The sequence below is a fragment of the Plantibacter sp. VKM Ac-2876 genome (assembly GCF_015350715.1).
GTDB classification, from domain to species: Bacteria; Actinomycetota; Actinomycetes; order Actinomycetales; family Microbacteriaceae; genus Plantibacter; species Plantibacter auratus.
In genome coordinates this window covers 188,216-203,972 of record NZ_JADKSI010000003.1, presented here as the reverse complement: position 1 = coordinate 203,972, position 15,757 = coordinate 188,216, and the positions used below count along the sequence as shown (strand labels likewise).

Below are 15,757 nucleotides of genomic sequence, written 5' to 3'. Positions count from 1 at the left end.
ACCGTCGGCTAAGCGGCGATGCCCGTGGAGGCCGCGCCGCCGACGCCGGCGAGCAGACCGCCGATGACGAACACCCAGACCAACACGAGTGCCGCCCAGACGAGCAGGAACAGCCCGTTGAGCACGACGCCCGTGATGGCCATCGCCCGACCGGCGGGCTCACGGCGGAGCCCCATGAGCCCGAGGACGAATCCGACGACCGGGAGCACGAAGGTGAACCCGAAGAACAGCGACACCAGGCCGATGACCATGCTGGAGATGCTGAGGCCCTTCGGCGGCGACGCCGGGTACGGGTAGGGCGCGGGGTACACGGGCGCGTACGGCTGCATGCCGTACTGCTGCGGGTAGGGCTGCTGCTGCGGGTTGGGCTGCTGCTGCGGGTAGGGCGCCTGCTGGGCGTACGGCTGCACCCCGTACTGCTGCGGCTGGAGCTGCTGTTGCGGGTACGGCTGCGGCGGAACCGACTGCTGCGAGTGCGCCTGTTGCGGCGCAAGGGGCTGCGGCTTCGATCCGTCCGGTGTGCTCATGCCCGTCAGCCTATCGACCAGCCCGCGCTCGGTGCCCGACCCCTCGCCCCGACGGCAGCCTCCAGCTCTCTGGGAGCTCACGCTCAAGGGCGGTGAGGGGCCCGGAAAGCGACTACCGTATTCGTGCGGTCCTCGCAGTGAACCCGGAACACGGACCGCGCCACACCCAGAAGGAGCACCGTGCAGAACGACGCGATCGCCGAGGAACAGGACCATCTCGATCGGCTGCACGACGTGATCCGGTCGCAGTCGGACCTCGAGGAACGACGCTCCGAACTCGCCCTCCGCGCCTTCGACGGCGACGACGACTCGAGCTTCTCGGAACGCGACGCCCTGGTCGCCCACCACCGCCAGCGGATGGTCGAGCTGCGTTCGTCCAGCTACGGACTCCTCTTCGGCCTCCTCGAACGCGAGACCGACGAACGGCACCACATCGGGCGCATCGGCCTGCGCGACCCGGAGAGTGGCGACCAGCTCCTCTTGGACTGGCGCGCGCCGGCCTCGCGCCCGTTCTACACCGCGACGCCACTCCGCCCCGAAGGCCTCCGACTGCGCCGCCGCATCGGCACGGCAGGTCGCCGCGTCACCGAGGTGCACGACGAGGTCCTCGACACGACCATGCTCAGCGACGACGAGCCGAGCGGCATCGGCGAGTCCGGTGCGCTGCTGGCGGCCCTGGGTCGCGCCCGGACCAAGCACATGGCGGACATCGTCGACACCATCCAAGCTGAGCAGGACGCGATCATCCGCGCACCCCTCCCCGGCACGCTCCTCGTCCAGGGCGGTCCGGGCACCGGGAAGACCGCCGTCGCCCTGCACCGCGCCGCCTACCTCCTGTACGAGCACCGCGAGCGACTCATGCGCAGCGTCGTGCTCATCGTCGGGCCGAACTCGACCTTCCTCGACTACATCAGCCGCGTGCTGCCGTCGCTCGGCGAGACCGCCGTCGTCCTCGTCACGCCGGCGACCCTCGTGCCGGGGCTCGACGCCCATGCGGAGGACTCGCTCGAAGCCGCCGAGCTCAAGGGTCGGCTGCGGATGGCCGACGTCGTCGCCCGGGCCGTCCGCGAGCGTCAGGTGCCGCTCGACCAGCCGGTCACGATCCGCATCGCCGGCGACGGCCCACTCCGCGTCACGCCGGGCGTCCTGCGCCGGATCAAGGCCGGGATCGAGCGCTCGGGCACGCCGCACAACGAGGCCAAGCTGCGGTTCGACCGCGCCGTGCTGACGCACCTCATCGGGCTCGAGGCGAAGCGCGACGGCTTCGAACCACGCACGGGCGAGGACGCCGACGAGCGCCGACAGGAACTGAGCGAGGAGCCCGAGGTCGAGGAGCTGCTCGACACGATGTGGCCGATCCTCGAACCGGCCGAGATCATCGACCGCCTCTTCACCGACCCCGAGCTGCTGGCTCGTGTCGCGCCCGACCACACCGAGGAGGAGCGTCGCCTGCTGCTCCGCGAACCCGTCGCCGGAACGGACGGCGCAGGTGAGACCGACTGGGCCGCCCGGCTCACGCCCGGCGACATCGCCCTCGTCGACGAGGCCGCCGAGCTCATCGGCGAGGACCAGCGCCCCGAGCTGGAACGGCAACGCCGCGCCGCCTACGAGCGCCGGCACGACGTCGAGTACGCGCGCAGTGTGCTCGAGATGATCGGTGACATCAGCATCGACGACGAGGCCCAGGACGACGACTACCTCCGTTCCGCCCAGGACCTCGCCGACCGCCAGACCGTGGAGGACGACCGCAGCCCCGCGGAACGCGCCGCGAGCGACCGCACCTGGGTCTACGGGCACGTCATCATCGACGAGGCGCAGGAGCTCACCCCCATGCTGCTGCGCGCCGTCCTGCGACGCGGCCCCAACCGATCGATGACGCTCGTGGGCGACATCAACCAGCAGAGCACCTCCGCCACCCGCTCGAGCTGGCAGGAGCTGCTCGGCCCGCAGCTCCCGCGCTGGACGGAGGAGCTGCTCACCGTCAACTACCGGACGCCCGAGCAGATCATGGCGCTCGCCGATCCCGTCCGGCTCGAACTCGACCCGGACTCCCCGGCGCCCGTGTCGATCCGACGCGGCGAGGAGGAGCCCGTGCAGCTCACGGTCGAACCCGCCGCGCTGGCCCCGACGGCTGCCCGCGCCGCCGTCGACGCGATCACCGCACACGCCGGTATCGCGGGCGTCATCGCTCCCCGCGCGCTTCTGGGGGAGATCGACGCCCTCCTCGCCGACGCCGGAGCCGATCGCGCCCGGGTGTGGACCGGCACCGCACGCGAGAGCAAAGGCCTCGAGTTCGACAGCGTCGTCCTCGTGCAGCCCGACTCGCTGGGCGGGACGGGCCACGCGGCCCTGTCACTCCGGTACGTCGCGCTCACCCGTGCAACACAACGGCTCACGGTCGTCGACTCGTCGAGCTGACCGTCGGCAACCGGCGACGCACCGTCGTCCGGACCCCTCCAGAGCACCGGGCGACGGGAAGGACCGTAGGCTTGGGCTCTGCCAACAGAATGTGAGGCTGGGATGAAGGTCATCAGCTACAACCTCCGCAAGAACAAGGCCAGCGGCGAGCTCGTCGCGCTCACCGAAGAGTTCGGCCCGGACGTCCTCGCGTTGCAGGAGGCCGACACCCTGCAGCTGCCCGCCGAGCTCGGCGGCCTGCACCTCGCCGACAGCACCCACCGCAACCGGCTCGGCCTCGCGATCTACTACCGCCGCGACCGGTTCACCGCCGAGTCGACGCAGACGTTCGCGCTGAAGAAGTCGCTGCACGACATGGTGCTCGCGCCGGCGCACGAGCGCCTCATCGGCACCCGCCTCACCGACGTCGAGGCCGGGCGCGAACTCATCGTCGCCTCGTTCCACGCGGCCCCGCTCACCGCGCTCAACTCACTGCGTCGGCACCAGATCAAGGCCGCGCACGAGCAGCTGCACGCGATGGGCGACGTCCCGACGCTCATGGTCGGCGACTACAACTACCCGCTCTTCCAGAAAGGCCTCGGCACCAAGATGCAGGAGAGCGGCTACGACCTGAGCCTCAGCGACCGCAGCACCTACACCCGCTACAAGATGTTCCGTGGGCACTTCGACTTCGCGACGTCCGTGGGCCTGAAGATCGACCGGGTGCAGACGCTCCGCCGCGGCATCTCGGACCACCTGCCGATCCTCGTGGACGCGAGCTACGGCTTCGCCGTGCCCGAGGACGACGACGCGCCGGAGTCCGCCGCCCGCTGACCCGGTCGCCTGCCCCTGGGCGCGCCCCGTCCGGTTCGCAATTCAGGATGCACTCGGCGCGGTGCCCCTCTGCCGCAGCATGCCACACGGGACACGCCGCGTTCGTCCTGAGTTGTGAACTCGGAAGCGACGTCAGATGAGGCCGCGGAGGAGCTCCTGGACACTCGTCCCGGCCTCGCGGGCGCGACGGACCAGACGTTCGTGCTCATCGGTCGTGAGGTCGAGGGTGAGCTGGTGCCACGTCGGCTCGACGTCGAGTGAGAACAGCGCGCCGTCGTCCTCCGCGTCGAACACGGGGGCGGTGCGTTCCTCCTCCACCTCGAGGTCGGCGGACAGCTCCGGCTCGGTCGTCTCGGGGGCGTCTTCAGCGACGGCGTCAATCTCGCTGTCCGCTGGGGTGGCCGCAGCTCCGGCGCCGGTCCAGCCTGGTCCCTCCGGCACCGGCGTCTTGCGCTGGAACGCCTCGGCAGCGGTCCGCGCGCGGATGTCGGCGGCCTCGTTGAGGCGGTGACCGACGTGCCCCTTCACCCACTCGAACCGGTAGCGCCGCCCGGCGATGGCGGCGTCGATCTCCTGCATGAGCTCGAGGTTCATGACGGGCTTGCCGTCGCCCTTCTTCCAGCCCTTCTTCTTCCAGCCCGGCATCCACTTCGTGATCGAGTCGATGACGTACTTGCTGTCGCAGAGGATGTGGAGGTCCTCGTCGAGGTGCTCGGTGGCGCGGAACAGCTCGAGGACGGCGCGCAGCTCGCCCATGTTGTTCGTGCCGTGCGGCCATCCCCCGGCTGCCCAGCAATCGTCGTCGACATACCAGGCCCAGCCGGCGGGTCCGGGGTTGCCGAGGGCGGAGCCGTCTGCGGCAGCGGTGATCGTCATGAGCGCCTTTCGATGAGTGCCCTCCATCGTATCGACGCACCACCGACGCCCCGACGCCGGTCCCGCGGTGCCGGTGTCGGTGTCGGGCTGACCTGCGTCAGGCGGGCGCGAAGACGCTGAGCGTGACGGCGACCGTGACCGTCGTGTAGCCGGGCAGGTCGGCGATCGCCTGCTCGAAGACGTCGTCGTCGAGGTGGTGGGCGCTCGGCCCCATGCGGACCTCGTCGCGCACCTCCTCCGGCATGAGTTCGACGGCGTAGTCGAGCGTGTCGCGGGAGCGGAGCGTGAAGCCGTCGAGCTGTGCGTCGAGGCGGGCGTCCTTGCGCTCGGCGATCCCGATCATGCCGAGCCGGTCGCGGAGTTCGGCGAGGTGACCGGGTTGCGGCGTCACGACGGTGAGCAAGCCGTCCGGGCGGAGCACCCGACGCATCTCGGGACCGTTCCGCGGGCCGAAGATGCTCAACAGGTGGTCGACCGACGCCGCCTGCAGAGGGAACGGTGCCCAGGCGTCAGCGGTCGCCGCTGCAGCCCGGCCGTGTGCGCGCGCGGCGCGACGAGCGGCGAGCGGCGACAGGTCGAACCCGAACCCGCGCCAGGCCGGCCGGGCGTCGAGGATCCGGCCCAGGTAGTAGCCGGTCCCGCCGGCGATGTCGACGACGAGCGGGGCGCTGTTGTCGTCGACCGAGCCGTCCGGGAGGAAGCGCGCGAGCGGCAGGGTCGTTGCGACGTGGTCCGCGATCGGCTCGTAGTGCTCCGCCTCGAGGAACGCTGCGCGGGCCGCGACCATCTCCTGCGTGTCGCCGGTCTTCGGTGTCCGACCGCCGACGACGAGCGAGGCGTAGCCCTGCCGGGCGATGTCGAAGCTGTGACCGGCGGGGCAGCGCAACACGCGGTCGCCGAGCTCGAGGGTCGCGGTGCAGATCGTGCACGCGAGATCGGGGGCGACGAGGCTCAACCGATCGTGCTGCGGGACGTCAGCGAGGATCGGCATGCCTTCGAAACGCTCCGCTTCCAGCTGCTGTGTCCGTCGCCGCCGCGATGCTTCCGGTTGTCGCACTTCACCCACACGGTGAGTCTAGGCGCGTGCCGCACGGTGCGTGCGCCGGAACGTTCGAGCGGCGATCGGTCGCGGCGGGGCTTCGGCACCGCGGAGACTCGATCAGCTCGGTGACTCAGTCCTCGAGCGCGCTCCGCAGACGCTCGACGTCCTCGTGTGCTGCGTCGCTCGCACGCTGCGCCCGGTCAGCCTCTCGTTGGCGTCGGGCCCACTCGCGCTCGGCGTCGGCGATGTCCGCGTCGAGCTCCTCGAGTCGCCTCGCGAGGTCCTCGCGGTCACGCAGGAGTCCCGACCGCCGGACCGCCGACTCGTCCAGGGAGGCGGTCGCCTCCTCACTCGCGCTGGACGCTGCCTCCTCGTCGCGCTCGGCCGCCTCCAGCCGGGCCCGAAGGCGTCGACGTCGGTCGTCGTCATGGTCGGAATGGTCGCGGTCTCCGTCGCCCAGCGTCCCAGCGGACCCGTCGGCGGTGGAGCGCCTACCGGGCGTACCGGCCCCGCCGACCACACCACCCCACCCCGCTCCGCTCGAGGTCGGGGCGTCGGTCAGCCGACCGGACGACACTTGCGCGGCGAGGTCGGCGTCGGCACTCGCCGCCTGCAGACTCTGGCGGACGGTCTCGATTACCGCTCCGGAGAGGGACGCCCCCTCTGCTGCTGCGGCTTCGACGGTGGCGGTGACGAGCGTCGCGATCAGCGAGCGACGTTCGGTGCCGAGCGTACGGAGCGCTGTGGCGTCCCCTGAGCGTTGTGCGTCGCCGAGCGCGGAGCCGAGCTGTTCCAGTTCGCCGAGGAGGTCCGGGCGGTGCGCTGTCAACACGTTGAGCGCCCAGGCGGCGACCGACGGTTTGCGGAGCGCGAGGATCGCCGTCGCCAGCTCGTCGTCCCCGTCGTCGCGCGCTGCGACGGCCAGGCGTTTGCGCTCCGCCACGAAGCCACTGAGCGGGACGCGCAGCAACTCGACGGCTGCGGACGCGAGGCCCGTCGGGGCCGGCGTTCCGGTGTCGCGGTCGTCGGGCACGGTGCCGCTCCCTCGCATCATTTCACGTCAGGCTAGCGCCCTCTTGCGCCAGAACGGCGTCAGACTGTCGCCTTTTCGGGGGTCGATACCGACAATGTGGACATGGATGCCAGACCTCACCACGACACGGTGGAGCCGCCTGAAACAGCGGGCTTCACCGACCTCAAGACCCTGCTCAGGACCGTGGACTTCCCGATCTCCCGCCGAGAGCTGCAGTCGATCGCGGTCCGTTCCGGACTCGACCGCGGGACGATCGCCGCACTCAACACGCTCACCGAAGAGCACTACGCCGGCTCGTTCGGCATCCTCCGCGAACTCCGCCATCACGGCGAGCTCCGTCGCTCCGCCTGACCGCCCCGTCCGACACCTGGTGGACTCGCCAGCGCGGTGCGCTGACGTGAGCGCTGGCCACGGACGCGGGCGCGGGTCTCCGGAGGGGCGCGCCCGCGCGTGCGGGGCGCGGTGACGTCAGCGCACCGCGCTGGCGACTCGGCCGGACACGCTCGGCACGGCGCGTAACGCCCTGGCTGCTCGCGTTCGGGCTCCTAGACTGGCCCGATGGGGAAACGCACATGGTCTGCAGCTGTCGGAATCGTCATCGCGCTCGGAGTCGCACTCACCGGCTGCGCGCCGAGTGCACCGGCACCCACCGGTACGCCCGTCGGTTCCCCGACCATGTCGGCCACGCCGGAACCGACTGCCCCTCCTGCTGAGGACGTCGTCGCCATCGTCGTCGGCCCGCTGGCACTCGAACTCGTCGATACGACCGGGACACCGCTGGAGAGCTTCGCCTACGACGACCCGTCGGAGGAGGCGCGCGCCAGGCTCACGAACCTGTTCGGACAGGAACCCGTCCTCGCGGACAACTCGACGGGCAAAATCCCGAACACCACCTATCAATGGGCGGGTATCAGCATCTTCGACGGCCAGGGCGACGGCAGCGAGTTCGTCCCTGACTGGTCGGTTACCGTGACGGCGTCGGCCCTCGGCGAGGTCGATTTCCGGTCCATCGAGGGGACGGTGGTCGGAGCATCGGTCAGTACCGTCCGTGAGCGCTATCCGGAGCACCCCGACCAGGTTGATGCGAACGGCGGTCGTCACTTCAGCATCTCGGTGGCGGAGACACCGGTCGGTACCGACGACCAGGGCAACGAGCACACGTACTCCGTCTTCATTTCCGCGCAGGATCCCGACAGCCCCATCGAGAGCATCGGCGCACCGTACACGAACTTCGGCGACTGAGCTCACCGCCACCTGGTGGTCTGCCCAGCGCGGTGCGCTGACCTGAGCGCGGGCCACGGACGCGGGCGCGGGTCTCCGGAGGGGCGCGCCCACGCGTGCGGGGCGCGGTGACGTCAGCGCACCGCGCTGGCGATTCCGACAGACATCACACAACGCAGAAACCCCCGGCGAGCCGAGGGTTTCGAGCTGAGATCCAGTGCGGAGACGGCGGGATTTGAACCCGCGGTCCCCTTACGGGGACTCCACCTTAGCAGGGTGGTGCACTAGGCCGAACTATGCGACGTCTCCATGTGCGCTCGCAAGCGGACGCACGACGACCAGCATAACCGGTGATGGGCGTGGTGACGAATCCCCGGGTCCGAGACGCCCTTCGACACGCTCAGGGAACGAGGTCGGGACGCCTACTGGTCCTCGAGGGTACGACCGCGGGAGCAGGTGCGCTGGTCGGCGGTCTGGCCGGTCACGGTCGACGGGAGGACCACTGCACCGCCGGCGGAGGGGTCGGTCCCATCGGCAGGCGGAGCCGTCGCGGCCGGGTCGGCTCCTGCATCTGCACCCTCGGCCGGATCGACCGCGGTCGGGTCGGTCGGGTTCGCCACCGCACCGGCGCCGGTCGCGCCCGAGAGCTGGATGGGCTGGTCGTTGCCGAGCGCTTCGAACAGCGCGGCCGCCGCATCGTCGATCGGCTCGACGCCGCCCTCGACGGCCGCGTTCGGGTACTGCACGAAGGCGATGTTCGCGAGGTCGACCTCACGCAGTGTCATGGCGATGGCGATCATCGTGTCGAGGCTCGTCAGACTGTCGGACAGCTGCATGTTCTGCGCCGCCGCCTTGGCCAGAGAGTAGAGGATTCCAGGGTTGGTCAGGGTCTCGGCGCTCTTGACCTGCTGCATCATCGCCGACAGGAACACCTGCTGGTTGCTGATGCGACTGAGGTCGCTGCCGTCGCCGACGCCGTGCCTGGTGCGGAGGAACTGCAGTGCCTCATATCCCTCGAGGGTGTGCTCGCCCGCCGAGAGGAAGGTGCCCGTGTACTCGTCCTCGATCGGGTCGGCGACACACACCGTCACGCCACCGAGCGCGGTCGACATCGCCATCACGCCACTGAACTGCACCTCTGCGGCGAACGGGATCTCGAGGCCGGTGAGCTGCGACACCGTCAACGCCGTGCAGGCGAGCCCGCCGTAGCTCAGCGAAGTGTTGATCTTCTGCCGGCTCATCGAGTCGAACGAGCCGCCGGACGGGTCGGGACAGGACGGGATGGGGACGAACATGTCGCGCGGGAAGCTGACGACCGTCGCGTTGCTGTGGTCCTCGGAGATGTGTACGAGCATCGTGACGTCGTTGAGGTTGCCCGTCTCCTCCTCGGCGTCACCGAAGACGGGGTCCTGGCCGGCGCGGGAGTCGCTGCCCACGATGAGGAGGTTGACGCCACCCGGATACGCGCCGATCGCGGGCAGGTCGGTGACGGCCTCACCCTGCGAGTCGACGAGCGCGACGCCGGGCTTCACGGTCGCGGCGACGTCCCAGAGGGCGATGCCGGCCACGATGCCACCGCTGACCAGCGCGACCGCGAGCGTCGAGGCGACGATCTTCAGGCCGGTCCGCACGGCGCTCGGTCGCTGCAACCGCCCGTGACGGGCGATGGTGCTGAGCTTGCGGGATCGTCCCTCGCGACCGGCTGCGCCACGGCCCGCGCGGTTCCGCTCGGGCTCGACGGCGTCAGGCGTGATCGGGGGCATCGGAACAGTAAAGCAGGTCCGGCTGTGAACGGGGACGCCCGACCGGGTTTTCGGAACGCATCAGTCCCAGCGCACCACCGGGGTCCCGGAGGTGAAGTCCACCAGTGGTGACCCGAGGGATGGACCGAACTCGATGGTGCAGGCGCTGGTCGCGCCGCCCTGGGTGCAACTCGTCGACGTCACCTTGACCAGGCCGATGTACTCGCCGGGCACGTTCAGCGGATCGCCGAAGGTCTCCTGCGGTTCGAGGTTCGCGAGGTTCGCCTGCGCGTCCGCGGAGAGACTGCGGGTGATGGTGCCGTCCTGGACGACCGTGCCGTCCGACAGCGTGCCGGGGAGGTCGATCCCGCACCCTGCGGCAAGGGTCGTCGAAGCGATACAGGTGTTCACCGCGTCCGTCACGGCGTCGCGGAACTGCTGGACGCCGGTGTCGTTGAGCGCGACCTTGACGTCATCGAGGGAGCCGGACTCCTCGCCAGCCAGGATGATGCTGTCGCCGCCGGTGACCGAGAAGGAGTCGAGGGACACCGCGAACGAGTACGCGCCGGGGAACAGGGTCCAGCTGTCGCCAGCAGCATCGGAGACGTCCTGACCATTGAGCGTGACCGGCGCACCGCTGAGGCTGTAGGACGAAACGCTGACGGTGCCTCCCTGGAAGATGGTGTAGGTGCCGTCGCCCTGATCCTTCACCACGAACTCCTGCGTGACGCGCTCGGAACCGATCGAGAACTTGGCTTTGACCTTGGTGAACGGCGCACCGAACGGCTTGGACGTCGTCGAGACCTTGCCGATCTTCGCGAGCTTGTTCGACGCCTTCAGGACGTCGTCGTTCAGGAACGCGGTGTCGTCGGGGTCCTCGAGGAGCGCCAGCGCCTGCTTCGCGTCGCCGTTCTGCAGCGCGGTGAGGTAGTCCTTCACGGCGATCTCCGGCTCCGCCTGCGAACCGCGGATGGCGCTGCTGATCCCGATGCCCGCGACGGTCACGATGAGGAGGAGCAGGGCGACCGCACCCGCGATGATCCCGATGAGCGCGCCACGGGACAGCCCGCGTCGAGGCTTCGACGCGTACGGGTTCGGCGCGAACGGCTGCGACGGGTACTGCGGGCCGCCGCCGGCCTGTCCGGGTGGGGTCGTCGAGGGCGACGACCCGGGATTCGGGTCGGGGTTGGAAGTCGGAGCGTCGCTCATGAGTCGTCCTGCCTTCGAAGTGGTCTGACGTCGGCTGGATGGGAGACACAGCCAACTGATACGTCAACATTAACGTAGATATTACAGAACAACGAATGCAGCAAAAAGGCGCAGGTTGGAGAGGATGCTCCGAGGCCAGGCTCAACCGGCCGTCTCGACAAGACAAGATGCGGAGGGCGTGGGATTCGAACCCACGAGACATTTCTGCCCACCAGTTTTCAAGACTGGCTCCATCGGCCGCTCGGACAGCCCTCCTGATGGTCGATCGCCCGCGATGACGCAGCTGACGACCAGGATCGAGTGTATCGGATCGGGCCAGCGGCGAAGCGGCCCCATCCGATCACGCGGTGACTACTGGTCTTCCTCCGGACGACCGGCCGTGCAGGTGTTCTGCGCGGCGTTCTGGCCCGTGATCGTGTCGGGCAGGGCGACGGGGCCGGCGGCGGACGGGTCCGCGGGCGCTGCCGGGTCCGCCGTTGCCGCGGGGTCGGCCGCCGCATCGGTCGTCGCCGGGTCCGGCGTGACGGGCGCGTTCGGGTCGGTCACGACGTACTTGCCGGTGGCGGACAGCGCCACGGCCTGGTCGCTCTGCAGCGCCGTCCACAGCACATCCGCATCGGACGTCGCTTCCACGCCACCTTGGACCGTGGCCGTCGGCGTCTGCACGAACGCGACGCGGTCGAGGGGGATGTCCTTGAGCGCTGCGGCGATCGACACCATCGTGTCGATGTTGTTCAGGCTGCTCGACAGCGTCACGTTCTTCAACGCGGCACGGGCGATCGAGTAGAGCTTGATCGGGTCGGAGAGCGTCTCGCTGCTCTTCAGCGTGCGGACGAGCGAGGAGAGGAACACCTGCTGGTTCGAGATCCGCGACAGGTCGCTGCCGTCGCCGACGCCGTGACGCGAGCGGAGGAAGGCGAGGGCGGACGCACCCGAGAGGTCGTGGGTGCCGACGTCGAGGTTGATGCCGCTCCAGGCGTCGTTGAGGGGTTCGGTGACACACACCGGCACGCCGCCGACCGCGTTCGACATCGAGATGACGCCGTCGAAGCCGATCTGCGCGGCGAACGGGATGGAGAGGCCGGTGATGCCCTCGACCGTGGACACCGCGCAGGCGAGCCCGCCGTCGGCACCGCCGTACATGAGGGCGGTGTTCATCTTGTCGCGACCGTTGCCGCCGTCGGCGCAGTCGCCGATCTGCACGTACATGTCGCGCGGGAAGCTGACCACGGTCGCGCTCGAGTGGTCTGCCGAGATGTGCATGAGGATGGTGACGTCGTTGAGGTTCTCCTCGCGATCGCCGTACGCCGCATTGCCGTCGCCCGAATCGCTACCGACGAGGAGCAGGTTGACGCCACCCTCGATCGCCCCGATGTTGGGCGGCGGAGCACCCGGCGTCTCGTTGTCGAGGTGGGCGACGGGCTTCACGCTGTTGGCGAGGTCGAGGGCTGCCACGCCGGCGACCGCGATGCCGCTCACGCCGACGACGGCGGCCGTCGCGGCGACGATCTTCGCGACGGTGACGAACGGGTTCGACTTGCGGAGTCTGCCGTGACGGACGGCGGCGCGCGGTTTGGACGCGTCGGCGTTGCGGGTCATGGATCTCGCTCTCGTCTCAGGAACAGGGGTGGCCGGAACCCAGGAGACCGGGCTGCGGCGAGTCGTCCGGTGACCCCTGGAGCAGGCGCGCACCGACGCCCCGTGCCCACCGGAAACGGCGAATCGGCACGGAGCTTTGGACGATGCTAACCCGAAATGCTCCTCAGGAGCTGAGAGAGACCGTCGTCGGTGACCGTGCCGGTGACCTCCGACGCGACCGCGAGGACCTCCTCGGGCGCCTGGCCCATGGCGACACCGCGCCCTCCGGCGGCGGCCCAGCCGAGCATGTCGACGTCGTTGCGGCCGTCGCCGACGGCGACCATCTGCGAACGCTCGAGCCCCAGCCACTCCCGGACACGCTCCAGCGCGGTCGCCTTGTTGACGCCCTTCGGCGCGATGTCGAGCCAGGCCGTCCACCCGATCGCGTAGCTCACCTGGCTGAGCCCGATCTTGTCGACGATGCGGAGGAACTCCTCCTCGTCGTGACTCGGTGAGACGACGACGACGCGCGTGACGGGGCTCGTGACGAGTTCCTCGAACGGCACCTCGATCGCGTTCTCGAGGTTCCAGTCCTCCATGCCGACCGTGTACTTGCGGAAGCCGTCGGGGTACTCGACCATGTAGCTGCCCTCGGAGAGGTGCGGCTGGATGAGCCCGAGGACCTCGGTCGGGTCGAAGGTCTCCATGAAGAAGCGCTCGTAGGAATCGGGCTTCGACTCGTCGCGCTTCATGATGAGCGCACCGTTCGCGCAGACGACGTACTGCGGCGTCAGCTCGAGCTCCTCGAGCACCGGACGCGTGCTCTCCCAGCTGCGACCGGTGGCCAACGTGACGATGTGGCCGAGCGAGACCACGCGGCGCACCTCGTCGGCGACCGACAGGCTGAGCGAACCGTCCTCGTGCAGCACCGTGCCGTCGATGTCGAGGGCGATGAGCAGCGGGGTCGCGGTGGTGGTCGTCTCGTCCGTCATCGGATCGGCCTCGCGACCTCGATGCCGCCCAGGTACGGACGCAGCACCTCGGGGATTACGACGCTGCCGTCCTCCTGCTGGTGCGTCTCGAGGATCGCGACGATCCAGCGGGTGGTCGCGAGCGTTCCGTTGAGCGTCGCGACCGGCGTGGTCTTGCCCGACTCCGTGCGGTACCGGGTGTCGAGGCGACGCGCCTGGTAGGTGGTGCAGTTCGAGGTGCTGGTGAGCTCGCGGTAGGAGTCCTGCGTCGGCACCCAGGCCTCGACGTCGAACTTGCGTGCCGCGCTCGACCCGAGGTCGCCGGCGGCCGTGTCGATGACGCGGTAGCTGAGGCCGAGCGACTGCAGCATCGCCTCCTGGTACGACAGCAGGCGCTCGTGCTCGGCGGCGGCGTCCTCCGGCTTGGTGTAGACGAACATCTCGAGCTTGTTGAACTGGTGCACCCGAATGATGCCGCGGGTGTCGCGCCCGTAGGACCCTGCCTCCTTGCGGTAGCAGGTCGACCAGCCGGCGTAGCGGAGCGCGCCCTGCTCGAGGTCGAGGATCTCGTCGGAGTGGTACCCGGCGAGCGCCACCTCGCTCGTGCCGGTGAGGAAGAGGTCCTCGCCGGCGATCTGGTAGACCTCGTCGGCGTGCTCGCCGAGGAAGCCGGTGCCCTTCATGATCTCGGGGCGCACGAGCGTCGGCGTGATGAGCGGGACGAAGCCGGCCTCGATCGCGCGGTCGAGCGCGAGGTTCATCAGGGCGATCTCGAGGCGGGCGCCGATGCCGCGGAGGAAGTAGAAGCGCGAGCCGCTGACCTTGGTGCCGCGCTGCATGTCGATGGCGCCGAGGAGCTCCCCGAGCTCGAGGTGGTCGCGCGGGGTGAAGTCGAAGGAGGGGCGTTCGCCGACCTCGCGGAGCGTGATGAAGTCGGCCTCGCCGCCGGCGGGCACGCCGTCGAGCACCGGGTTCTGGATGCGACCGGCGACGTCGGCGAAGTAGGCCTCGGCTTCGGTCGCGACCTGCTGGGCCTCCTTGACGCGGGCGGCGAGCTGCTGCGCCTGGGCGACGAGGGCGGCCTTCTCCTCCTTGGGGGCCTTGGCGACCTGCTTGCCGAACGCGTTCTGCTCGGCACGGAGTTCCTCGAACCCGGTGATCGCGGCGCGGCGTGCGGTGTCGGCGTCGATCGCCTGGTCGACGAGGTCGACGGAGGACCCTCGCTTCTGCTGCGACGCTCGGAGGACTTCTGGCTGTTCGCGGAGGAGTACGGGATCGATCACCCGGCAAGTCTAGCGATCGAGGTCGGTGACGAGGCCCCGGGACAGTACCGTTGGGCCATGCCGACTCCCCCGCACGCCGCGCTCGTGTACAACCCGGTGAAGGTCGACGCCACCCGGCTGCGGAGCGCGTTGGAGGCGCGGTCGCAGGAGGCCGGATGGGCGGCTCCGCACCTGTACGAGACGAGTGTCGACGATCCCGGTGTCGGTCAGGCGCGGCGCGCGGTCCTCGACGGCGCTCAGGTGGTGCTCGCGGCCGGGGGTGACGGGACCGTGCGGGCCGTCGCCGAGGGGCTGCGCGGGAGCGGTGTGCCGCTGACCCTCATCCCGTCGGGGACCGGCAACCTGCTCGCGAGGAACCTGAAGCTGCCGCTCGGCGACCAGGTGGCCGCGATCGGGGCGGCGTTCACCGGTGACACGCGAGCGATCGACATCGGCGTGGCCATGATCACCCGCGCCGACGGGTCGGAGGAGGAGCACGCGTTCGTCGTGATGGCCGGCATGGGCGTCGACGCGATGATGATCGCCACCGCGAACCCGGACCTCAAGAAGTCGCTCGGCTGGCTCGCCTACGTCGAGTCCGGTCTCCGCTCGATCGCCACGGCCGCGCCGTTCCGCATCCACTACCAGTTGCGCGGGCACCGTCAGCATGCGGCGACCGTGAGCTCGGTGCTCGTCGGGAACTGCGGCACGCTGCAGGGCGGGGTGCAGCTCATGCCGGACGCCGAGCTCGACGACGGGTTCCTCGACGTCGCGGTGCTGCAGCCGAAGGGTGCCTTCGGCTGGCTGCTCGTGTGGCGGAAGGTCACGTGGGAGAACCGGGTCCTGCGACGGACGGCCGTCGGGCGGCGGATGATCCGCTTCACCGAGGGCCGGGGAGGGAACACCGTGACGAACCTGCGTGCGGAGGCGCTGACCGTACGGGTCGACGAGGCGCAGGACCTCGAGCTCGACGGTGACGCGTTCGGCATGGCGACGATGGTCGCGTTCGACGCGCACCGCGGCGGGCTGCTCGTCAAGCTCCCGTAGCCGGCGACACCGCTGAGC

At 69.8% G+C, this 15,757-nt stretch carries 14 protein-coding genes and 2 tRNA genes; 5 read left to right on the top strand and 11 right to left on the bottom strand.

From position 1 onward, the window contains the following. Window positions 1-8: 8 nt before the first annotated feature. Window positions 9-527 carry a DUF4190 domain-containing protein gene (locus tag ITJ62_RS13425; protein WP_194603034.1) on the bottom strand — a complete coding sequence of 173 codons (519 nt, stop codon included), beginning with the start codon at window positions 525-527 and terminating at the stop codon, window positions 9-11. Window positions 528-707: 180 nt separating this feature from the next. On the opposite strand from ITJ62_RS13425, the gene ITJ62_RS13420 reads away from it, so the two are divergent. Then, complete coding sequence (locus ITJ62_RS13420) at window positions 708-2,945, top strand: UvrD-helicase domain-containing protein (protein ID WP_194603031.1); 2,238 nt, start codon at window positions 708-710, stop codon at window positions 2,943-2,945. Between the two features lie 102 nt (window positions 2,946-3,047). Continuing rightward, window positions 3,048-3,758, top strand: coding sequence for an endonuclease/exonuclease/phosphatase family protein (locus ITJ62_RS13415; RefSeq protein ID WP_079706474.1), 711 nt, complete (start codon window positions 3,048-3,050; stop codon window positions 3,756-3,758). 132 nt (window positions 3,759-3,890) lie between these two features. On the opposite strand, the gene ITJ62_RS13410 is transcribed toward ITJ62_RS13415, so the two are convergent. The 3 genes from ITJ62_RS13410 to ITJ62_RS13400 all read right to left on the bottom strand — a co-directional run bounded on the left by ITJ62_RS13410 (window position 3,891) and on the right by ITJ62_RS13400 (window position 6,709). Beyond that, window positions 3,891-4,634, bottom strand: a complete 744-nt coding sequence (locus ITJ62_RS13410; RefSeq protein ID WP_194603028.1) for an RNase H family protein — start codon at window positions 4,632-4,634, stop codon at window positions 3,891-3,893. Between the two features lie 97 nt (window positions 4,635-4,731). Next, complete coding sequence (locus ITJ62_RS13405; RefSeq protein WP_194603025.1) at window positions 4,732-5,625, bottom strand: putative RNA methyltransferase; 894 nt, start codon at window positions 5,623-5,625, stop codon at window positions 4,732-4,734. Window positions 5,626-5,806: 181 nt separating this feature from the next. Then, window positions 5,807-6,709 carry a hypothetical protein gene (locus ITJ62_RS13400; RefSeq protein ID WP_228498485.1) on the bottom strand — a complete coding sequence of 301 codons (903 nt, stop codon included), beginning with the start codon at window positions 6,707-6,709 and terminating at the stop codon, window positions 5,807-5,809. 102 nt (window positions 6,710-6,811) lie between these two features. Here ITJ62_RS13400 and ITJ62_RS13395 point away from each other — a divergent pair, with 102 nt between their 5' ends. Both ITJ62_RS13395 and ITJ62_RS13390 read left to right on the top strand, forming a co-directional pair. Further along, the gene (locus tag ITJ62_RS13395) at window positions 6,812-7,060 is read left to right on the top strand and encodes a DUF2795 domain-containing protein (protein WP_194603019.1); all 249 of its coding nucleotides are present in this window, start codon (window positions 6,812-6,814) and stop codon (window positions 7,058-7,060) included. A 207-nt stretch (window positions 7,061-7,267) separates the two neighbouring features. After that, window positions 7,268-7,951 carry a hypothetical protein gene (locus ITJ62_RS13390; RefSeq protein ID WP_194603016.1) on the top strand — a complete coding sequence of 228 codons (684 nt, stop codon included), beginning with the start codon at window positions 7,268-7,270 and terminating at the stop codon, window positions 7,949-7,951. A 199-nt stretch (window positions 7,952-8,150) separates the two neighbouring features. Here ITJ62_RS13390 and ITJ62_RS13385 read toward each other — a convergent pair. The 7 genes from ITJ62_RS13385 to serS form a co-directional block, all read right to left on the bottom strand. Then, window positions 8,151-8,239: transfer RNA gene (locus ITJ62_RS13385), tRNA-Ser, on the bottom strand. A 113-nt stretch (window positions 8,240-8,352) separates the two neighbouring features. Further along, the gene (locus ITJ62_RS13380) at window positions 8,353-9,693 is read right to left on the bottom strand and encodes an LCP family protein (RefSeq protein ID WP_194603013.1); all 1,341 of its coding nucleotides are present in this window, start codon (window positions 9,691-9,693) and stop codon (window positions 8,353-8,355) included. A 60-nt stretch (window positions 9,694-9,753) separates the two neighbouring features. Next, window positions 9,754-10,881, bottom strand: coding sequence for a hypothetical protein (locus tag ITJ62_RS13375; protein WP_194603011.1), 1,128 nt, complete (start codon window positions 10,879-10,881; stop codon window positions 9,754-9,756). Between the two features lie 170 nt (window positions 10,882-11,051). Next, a tRNA-Ser gene (locus ITJ62_RS13370) sits at window positions 11,052-11,136 on the bottom strand. 96 nt (window positions 11,137-11,232) lie between these two features. Next, the gene (locus tag ITJ62_RS13365; RefSeq protein ID WP_064296868.1) at window positions 11,233-12,480 is read right to left on the bottom strand and encodes an LCP family protein; all 1,248 of its coding nucleotides are present in this window, start codon (window positions 12,478-12,480) and stop codon (window positions 11,233-11,235) included. A gap of 146 nt (window positions 12,481-12,626) precedes the next feature. Continuing rightward, window positions 12,627-13,451, bottom strand: coding sequence for an HAD family hydrolase (locus tag ITJ62_RS13360; protein WP_086475291.1), 825 nt, complete (start codon window positions 13,449-13,451; stop codon window positions 12,627-12,629). Further along, window positions 13,448-14,713, bottom strand: a complete 1,266-nt coding sequence (serS, locus tag ITJ62_RS13355) for a serine--tRNA ligase (RefSeq protein WP_137244123.1) — start codon at window positions 14,711-14,713, stop codon at window positions 13,448-13,450. Before serS ends, ITJ62_RS13360 begins: the two co-directional genes overlap by 4 nt. Window positions 14,714-14,770: 57 nt before the next feature. On the opposite strand from serS, the gene ITJ62_RS13350 reads away from it, so the two are divergent. Continuing rightward, the gene (locus tag ITJ62_RS13350) at window positions 14,771-15,739 is read left to right on the top strand and encodes a diacylglycerol kinase family protein (RefSeq protein ID WP_194603008.1); all 969 of its coding nucleotides are present in this window, start codon (window positions 14,771-14,773) and stop codon (window positions 15,737-15,739) included. Window positions 15,740-15,757: the final 18 nt, after the last annotated feature.

What these genes read in the sequence shown, in the direction of transcription:
- ITJ62_RS13425 (WP_194603034.1), bottom strand. Translation starts at nt 527, where the DNA reads ATGAGCACACCGGACGGATCGAAGCCGCAGCCCCTTGCGCCGCAACAG.
- ITJ62_RS13415 (WP_079706474.1), top strand. Translation starts at nt 3,048, where the DNA reads ATGAAGGTCATCAGCTACAACCTCCGCAAGAACAAGGCCAGCGGCGAG.
- ITJ62_RS13410 (WP_194603028.1), bottom strand. Translation starts at nt 4,634, where the DNA reads ATGACGATCACCGCTGCCGCAGACGGCTCCGCCCTCGGCAACCCCGGA.
- ITJ62_RS13405 (WP_194603025.1), bottom strand. Translation starts at nt 5,625, where the DNA reads ATGCCGATCCTCGCTGACGTCCCGCAGCACGATCGGTTGAGCCTCGTC.
- ITJ62_RS13395 (WP_194603019.1), top strand. Translation starts at nt 6,812, where the DNA reads ATGGATGCCAGACCTCACCACGACACGGTGGAGCCGCCTGAAACAGCG.
- ITJ62_RS13390 (WP_194603016.1), top strand. Translation starts at nt 7,268, where the DNA reads ATGGGGAAACGCACATGGTCTGCAGCTGTCGGAATCGTCATCGCGCTC.
- ITJ62_RS13380 (WP_194603013.1), bottom strand. Translation starts at nt 9,693, where the DNA reads ATGCCCCCGATCACGCCTGACGCCGTCGAGCCCGAGCGGAACCGCGCG.
- ITJ62_RS13375 (WP_194603011.1), bottom strand. Translation starts at nt 10,881, where the DNA reads ATGAGCGACGCTCCGACTTCCAACCCCGACCCGAATCCCGGGTCGTCG.
- ITJ62_RS13365 (WP_064296868.1), bottom strand. Translation starts at nt 12,480, where the DNA reads ATGACCCGCAACGCCGACGCGTCCAAACCGCGCGCCGCCGTCCGTCAC.
- ITJ62_RS13360 (WP_086475291.1), bottom strand. Translation starts at nt 13,451, where the DNA reads ATGACGGACGAGACGACCACCACCGCGACCCCGCTGCTCATCGCCCTC.
- ITJ62_RS13350 (WP_194603008.1), top strand. Translation starts at nt 14,771, where the DNA reads ATGCCGACTCCCCCGCACGCCGCGCTCGTGTACAACCCGGTGAAGGTC.